General features: G+C 66.5%; 5 protein-coding genes. 3 read left to right on the top strand and 2 right to left on the bottom strand.

Annotation, left to right across the window (positions count from 1 at the left end; all coding sequences use genetic code 11):
* Positions 1–756: aminotransferase class V-fold PLP-dependent enzyme (locus GPT33_RS14240; protein ID WP_296810042.1), on the bottom strand; the 756-nt coding region annotated here is incomplete at its 3' end.
* Positions 753–2,201 carry a L,D-transpeptidase family protein gene (locus tag GPT33_RS14235; protein ID WP_296810041.1) on the bottom strand — a complete coding sequence of 483 codons (1,449 nt, stop codon included), beginning with the start codon at positions 2,199–2,201 and terminating at the stop codon, positions 753–755. The genes GPT33_RS14240 and GPT33_RS14235, both read right to left, overlap by 4 nt.
* A gap of 258 nt (positions 2,202–2,459) precedes the next feature.
* Here GPT33_RS14235 and mdoH point away from each other — a divergent pair, with 258 nt between their 5' ends.
* From mdoH to GPT33_RS14220, 3 genes are read left to right on the top strand one after another with little or no spacing between them, the layout of a single operon-like run.
* Positions 2,460–4,304 carry a glucans biosynthesis glucosyltransferase MdoH gene (gene mdoH / locus GPT33_RS14230; RefSeq protein ID WP_296810040.1) on the top strand — a complete coding sequence of 615 codons (1,845 nt, stop codon included), beginning with the start codon at positions 2,460–2,462 and terminating at the stop codon, positions 4,302–4,304.
* On the top strand, positions 4,294–5,067 hold the full coding sequence (locus GPT33_RS14225; protein ID WP_296810038.1) for an FkbM family methyltransferase: 774 nt from the start codon (positions 4,294–4,296) through the stop codon (positions 5,065–5,067). Before mdoH ends, GPT33_RS14225 begins: the two co-directional genes overlap by 11 nt.
* A gap of 46 nt (positions 5,068–5,113) precedes the next feature.
* Positions 5,114–6,157: a dehydrogenase gene (locus tag GPT33_RS14220; RefSeq protein WP_296810036.1), complete on the top strand. Its 1,044-nt coding sequence runs from the start codon at positions 5,114–5,116 to the stop codon at positions 6,155–6,157.
* The last annotated feature ends 27 nt before the right edge of the window (positions 6,158–6,184 follow it).

Raw genomic sequence — 6,184 nt, 5'->3', positions numbered from 1 at the left:
GGCGGGCTGCCAGTCCCGGCGGTCGAAGTCGCCCGAGTGCTCCAGCATATGCCATCCGAACTGGCGTAGGGTCAGCGTGTGCCGCAGCGAGGGGCGAACATAGAGCAGTGCGACGCCCTCCGGACCCAGCATCCATTTGTGTCCGTCGGCGACGACGAAGTCCGCCTCGGTGCGCGAGAGCTCGAAGGGGAGCGCGCCGAGGCCCTGGATGGCGTCGACACAGAAGAGAATGCCGTTGGAGCGGCAGAAGGCGCCGATACGCTCCAAGTCCAGCCGTAGACCGCGTGCATATTGCACCCAACTAACGGCGATCATTCGGGTGCGCGGGGTGCAGAGCGCGAAGAGCTCGGCCTCGGGATCGGCCGATCCATCCAGATCGAGTGCTGTCCAGGCGACCCCTCGAGGCGCCAGCGATTCCCAAACGACCCGATTGGATGGAAACTCCTGCGCCACCCCGACGATCTCGTCGCCGGGTTGCCACGTCAAACCGTAGGCAATGATCGAGAGTGCCTCGGAGGTGTTTTTCGCCAGCGCGATGTCCGCCGCCGACTCGGCCCCGACGAGACGCGCCAGGCGCTCGCGCAGGCGACGCTCGGTCGCGAGCCACTGCGGATAATCCAGCGACCCAAGCCGCCTGTTCTCCTCGGCGAACCGCGCGACGGCCTCGGACGCTCGCCGCGGCCAAGGTCCGACGGCCGCGTGATTCAGGTGGCAGAGGGTCGGGTCGAGATCGAATTCGTCCGAAGCGAGACTCAACCGTCGCTCCCCGGTGCCGCGGCAGCCGGCGCCTGCTGCGCTTGGGCCGGCGGCGCAGCGGGTGCGGCAGGCGCGGGAGCCGGTGACGCAGCGCTGCCGCTTGGGGGCGGACTCTGCGGTGCCTCGGCCGCCGGTGCCGGATCCGACTCCGCGGCTGCCGCCGGGGCTGCCTGCGCCGGTGCCTGCGTCGGTACCTGTGTCGCTGTCGGTGCCGCCGACTGTGCCGGCGGGACGGCGACATCGGCCGGTCGTGGCGTTTCCGCCGCCGCCGTTGTCGTCGCTTCGGGCGGCGCAGCCTCGCTGGGTTCGGCGCGTGTTTGCTCAGGCGCGGCAACCGGTTCTGCGACGGTTTGAGGTGTATTCTCGGTCGAGACCAACGCCGCGGCCGGTGCAGTGGCGACCGGCGTTGCCGGTGGGACCTCGGCCGCCGTGGAGCCGGATGTCGGGCTCGGGTCCCGGGGTGCGGCAGACGCGGTCGAGGCTTCCGGCGTAGATGCCGGTACCGCGCTGGCTGGTTCGGTAGCCGGCGCACCCGCATCGGGAGACGGCTCGGCGGGCGCGGACGCTGCCTGCTCGGTCTGGCCCGAGCCGGCACGCGGGCGCGGCGTTGCCGGCGCGGTGCTCGCAGCGGCGGGCGTGACCTCGGAGCTGGTCGCCGCCGCTTCTGCTGCATTGGCCTGGGCGATACGCCGCTGCTCGGCCTCGCGTTTCGCGCGCTCGGCTGCAATGCGCTGTTTTTCGACGTAGTTGCCGTAGCTCGGTCCGGATCCGACGATCGTGACCTGCGTGCCGTGCGAGACGTGCTGGAAGAGGACCGGGGCTAGCGTACTGGGCAGACGGATGCAGCCGTGCGAAGCCGGTTGACCGGGACGCGGTATGGGTCCGGCATGCAGACCGATTCCGTCATAGGTCAGGCGCATGAAATAGGGCATGTGGGCGCCCTCAAAGCGCGCGCCGCTCGGGATGGGGTCGCGGCCCGCCTTGGCGTTCGAGCGGACGACCTTGCCGTTTTTCACGACCTTACCGTAGAGGTTCGAGCGTTTGTTCTCGACCTTCTCCATAACGGCGAATTGGCCGGTCGGCGTGGGGTGCTTGGGCAGACCGCTGGCGACGGTGCTCCAGCCGATTTCGTCTTCGCCGACGAAGAAGCTTGCCCGTTGCTTGTCGGTATCGATGACGATGCGCGAGACCTTGCGCCCGTCGCCGTTCCACTCGTAGAGCTTGGAGGGTTTCGGCGTCTCGACAGGCCCTTCGACCCGATCGTCCACCGGCTGGGCGGTCGCCTCCTCGGCGACGACCGCCTCTTCCGGCTTCGGGTCGGCCTTGCCGATGAAGCGCGCCAGCTCCGTACAACCCGTGAGGGTCAGAAGCATCGCGCAGGCAACCAGGGCCTTGATGGAAAGGGAGAAGGCGTGGGGCAAACCCCGTCGTTGCATCTGGCTCATAGCGTCTGGTTCTTTGCCGGGGTCCCGGCCAAGCCCGGGACATTGCGATTGGTCAATTCAGGTCAAGGATAGCGCGATGAAGCTCGAAGGGCACGCCGATCGGTCGTTTCTTGACTTCCTCGTCTTCGCACCGACCTAGCCCGCAGGCGAGGAGTCTCGTTGTCCGAGCCGACATGCGGTCGCGGTCTGAATTCCGTAAGACCGGTCCGAATAGACGCCCTGACCGCAGATGTGGCGTTGACCTTTTTGGAGTATCGGATGTTGACGGATCCCGCCTCGACCCCTGCGCAGGACACGGAACCCAATCGGGTGCAAGCCGATGATGCGGTGATGTCGCGCCGCCGCGCCATATTCTTCTTTTCGGTCATCGCCACGATCGCATTCGCGATTGCCCTCATGATCGCCACCCTGTCGAGCGGCGGCTTCGACCTTCTCGATGCGCTGCTTACTCTGTGTTTCGGCTTGACCTTACCTTGGACCGTTATCGGCTTTTGGAACGCCGTCATCGGCTTCGCTCTGATGCGTCGCCATCGCAATCCGGCCGCCGTCGTCTGTCCGCTCGAAGGCGACCCACCGCACGCGCTCACCGCCAAGACCGCCATCCTGAGCTGTATCCGCAATGAGGATGCCGATCGGGTCGTGCGTCACCTCGATCTCATGATCCAGGGTCTTCAGCAGTCCGGCTATGGACAGGCATTTGAGATCTTCGTTCTCAGCGACTCGACCTGGTCGGAGTGTATCGAGGCCGAGGAGGCAGGCGTCAAGCGCTTGCGGGAGCGCTGGTCGCCCCAAGTGAGCATCCGGTATCGACGCCGCCTCGACAACCCCGGATTCAAAGCGGGAAACATTCAGGACTTCATGACGCGTTGGGGTGACGACTTCGATTTCGCACTGGTCTTGGATGCCGATAGCCTGATGGCCCCGGAAACGATTTTGAGCATGGTCGGCATCATGCAGCGCAACCCGCGTCTGGGTATTTTGCAGAGCCTGGTTGTCGGGTTGCCCTCGACGAGCGCGTTTGCTCGGATCTTTCAGTTCGGGATGCGCCTCGGAATGCGCTCCTATTCGCTCGGGAGTGCCTGGTGGCAGGGCGACAGCGGGCCCTACTGGGGACACAACGCACTGCTGCGCGTCGAGCCCTTTCGCGCGCATTGTCGACTCGAGCGGCTGCCGGGTTGCCCGCCGCTCGGCGGTTGGATCTTGAGTCACGATCAGGTCGAGGCCGTCCTCATGCGCCGTGCCGGCTACGCGGTGCGGGTGCTGCCCCTCGAGCGCGGAAGCTGGGAGGAGAACCCGCCTACCCTGGTCGAGTTCGTGCGGCGCGACCTACGCTGGTGCCAGGGCAACCTTCAGTACCTGCGCCTGCTCGGGACTCCGGGTCTACACCCGATCGGACGGGTTCAGCTGGTCTTGGCAATCCTCATGTTCATCGGCTCGCCGGCCTGGGTCCTGTTCATGACGCTCGCGGCCTTGCAGATCGGGCGCGTGCCCGAATCCGGCCCCATGTTCGATCCGATCTTCGGCTGGTCGATTTTCGCGCTCGTCATGTCGATGGTCTTTGCGCCCAAGCTCGCGACATTGGGAAGTCTGCTCCTGTCCCGCCAGGGGCGCGCCGACTTCGGCGGCGGTCTGCGCCTTGTGGCCGGCGCCTTCGGCGAGATCCTCTTCTCGACCCTGATCGCGCCCGTCATGGCCTTGGCACACACGCTCTTCATGGGCGGGCTGCTGTTCGGCAAGGCGATTGTCTGGTCGCCCCAGCGCCGGGACACCCATCGACTGAAGGTAATGCACGCATTGCGGCGACTCTGGCCGCAGACGCTCTTCGGGCTCGCGGCGATGCTCTGGTTGATCTCGACCGAGGCTGGCGGGGCGGTTCTGGTGTCGCCCTTCATCGTCGGGGCCTTACTCGCCGTACCGATCGCCGTACTGACCGCCTGGCCGGACTTCGGCGCCTGGCTCGCGCGGATCGGTCTTTGGCGAATCCCGGAGGAGGTCGATCCGCCGGACTTGATCCGCTCGCTCGGGCTGCCCGCGAGCGCCAGGCAGCGCGGGTATGTTCCGGCCACGGATCAGGTGGCCGCGGATTCCATCGGTGGCGACTGATCGCAAAATCGCCGGGCGTGATGATGGTCTGCGGACCGTCCTCGGCGTGGTGCGATCGCTCGGGATCTACTATCTGCATCGGCGTCGTGCGCGCATGGACGCCTTCTATCGTGCCTTTCTCGCCCCCGGCGATCTGGCCTTCGACATCGGCAGTCATGTCGGCGATCGCATCGGCTGCTTTCGGCGGATCGGCGCTCGTGTGCTGGCTGTCGAGCCGCAACCGGCATTGCTGCGCACGCTGCGCTTGCTCTACGGGCGAGATCCGGCGGTGCGGATCGAGGCAACGGCGGTAGGACGTGAGCCCGGTCTGGCGGATCTGCGCCTGAATCGCTCGAATCCGACGGTGAGCACTCTCTCGACCGGCTTCATCTCGGCGGCGCGGCAGGCTCCGGGTTGGGAAGGGCAGCATTGGGACGATGCGATCGAGGTCGCCTGTACGCGCTTGGACGATCTGATCGAGCGCCACGGCAGGCCGCGCTTCGTCAAGATCGATGTCGAGGGATACGAGGCTGAGGTCCTCGGCGGTTTGACCAGGCCGGTCGATGCCTTGTCGTTCGAATTCACGACGATTCAGAAGGACATAGGGCACAGCGCCTTGGCCGAGTGTTCGAGACTGGGCTATGTGCGCTTCAACGCCGTTCTCGGCGAGTCTCATGTCTTTGTCCATGACGTCTGGGTGGACGCCGCCGCGATGGGCCGCTGGCTCGATGCGTTGCCGCACACCGCAAACTCGGGAGACATCTATGCCCGGCGAGTCGATTAGGAACGCAAGCCGATCGTCCCCGACGCACTCGGAGCGCGACGCCCCGATGTTCGCCCGTGCCTACTGGGTCACCGGCCCGCTGCAAGGCGAGCTGCGCGACGAGCCGCTTGCGCCGCCCGGTCCGGGCGAGGCACTGGTGCGGACCCTCTACACCGGCATCAGCCGCGGGACCGAGGCGCTGGTGTTGCGCGGCGATGTGCCGCCGAGCGAATACGCCGGGATGCGCGCACCTTTTCAGGCCGGCGACTTTCCCTGGCCGGTCAAATACGGTTACTGCAATGTCGGCCGTGTCGAGGCCGGTCCGCCGGATTGGATCGGGCAGACGGTCTTCTGTCTCTATCCGCACCAGAGTGCCTATTGCGTCCCGGTCGAGGCCCTGCATCGGATTCCCGACGCGGTCCCGCCGGCGCGCGCCGTCTTGGCGGCGAATCTCGAGACCGCCGTCAACGGGCTCTGGGATGCCACACCCCGGATCGGCGATCGCATCGCCGTCATCGGCGCCGGGTCGGTCGGCGTGCTCTGCGCTTGGTTGGCTGCGCGTATCCCGGGCTGCCGGGTCGAGCTGATCGACATCAACCCGTGCCGTGCCGAGATCGCCGAGCGATTCGGGGTTGACTTTGCGTTGCCCGCGGACGCGCGGGGCGATGCCGACCTCGTCATCCATGCGAGCGGTTCATCGGCGGGCTTGGAGCAGGCGCTTGCGCTCGCCGCCTTCGAGGCGACCGTCCTGGAGCTGAGTTGGTACGGCGCCAGGCACGTCACCCTGCCGCTCGGCGCGGCCTTCCACCGGCGCCGCCTGACCTTGCGCTCCTCCCAAGTCGGCCAGGTCGCGACGGCACAGCGTGCGCGTTGGGACTATCGTCGGCGCCTGGGTCTTGCGCTGTCACTGCTCGCCGATCCGGCGCTTGATGCCCTGATCAGCGGCGAGGATGCGTTCGATGATCTGCCCGCAGTGCAGGCGCGTCTGGCGACGGATCCGGGAGATGTGCTTATGCAGTGCATCCGGTATCCTTTCTGCGTGTACAAAAACCGGGGCAGGAGACACTATGTACAGCGTCTGTGTTCGCGACCACATCATGATCGCGCATAGCTTTCGAGGGGAGGTCTTCGGACCGGC

The sequence above is a fragment of the Thiocapsa sp. genome, from assembly GCF_011390875.1.
GTDB lineage: Bacteria > Pseudomonadota > Gammaproteobacteria > Chromatiales > Chromatiaceae > Thiocapsa.
The sequence above is the reverse complement of the archived record's forward strand: the minus strand, read 5'-3'. Positions and strand labels throughout refer to the sequence as shown.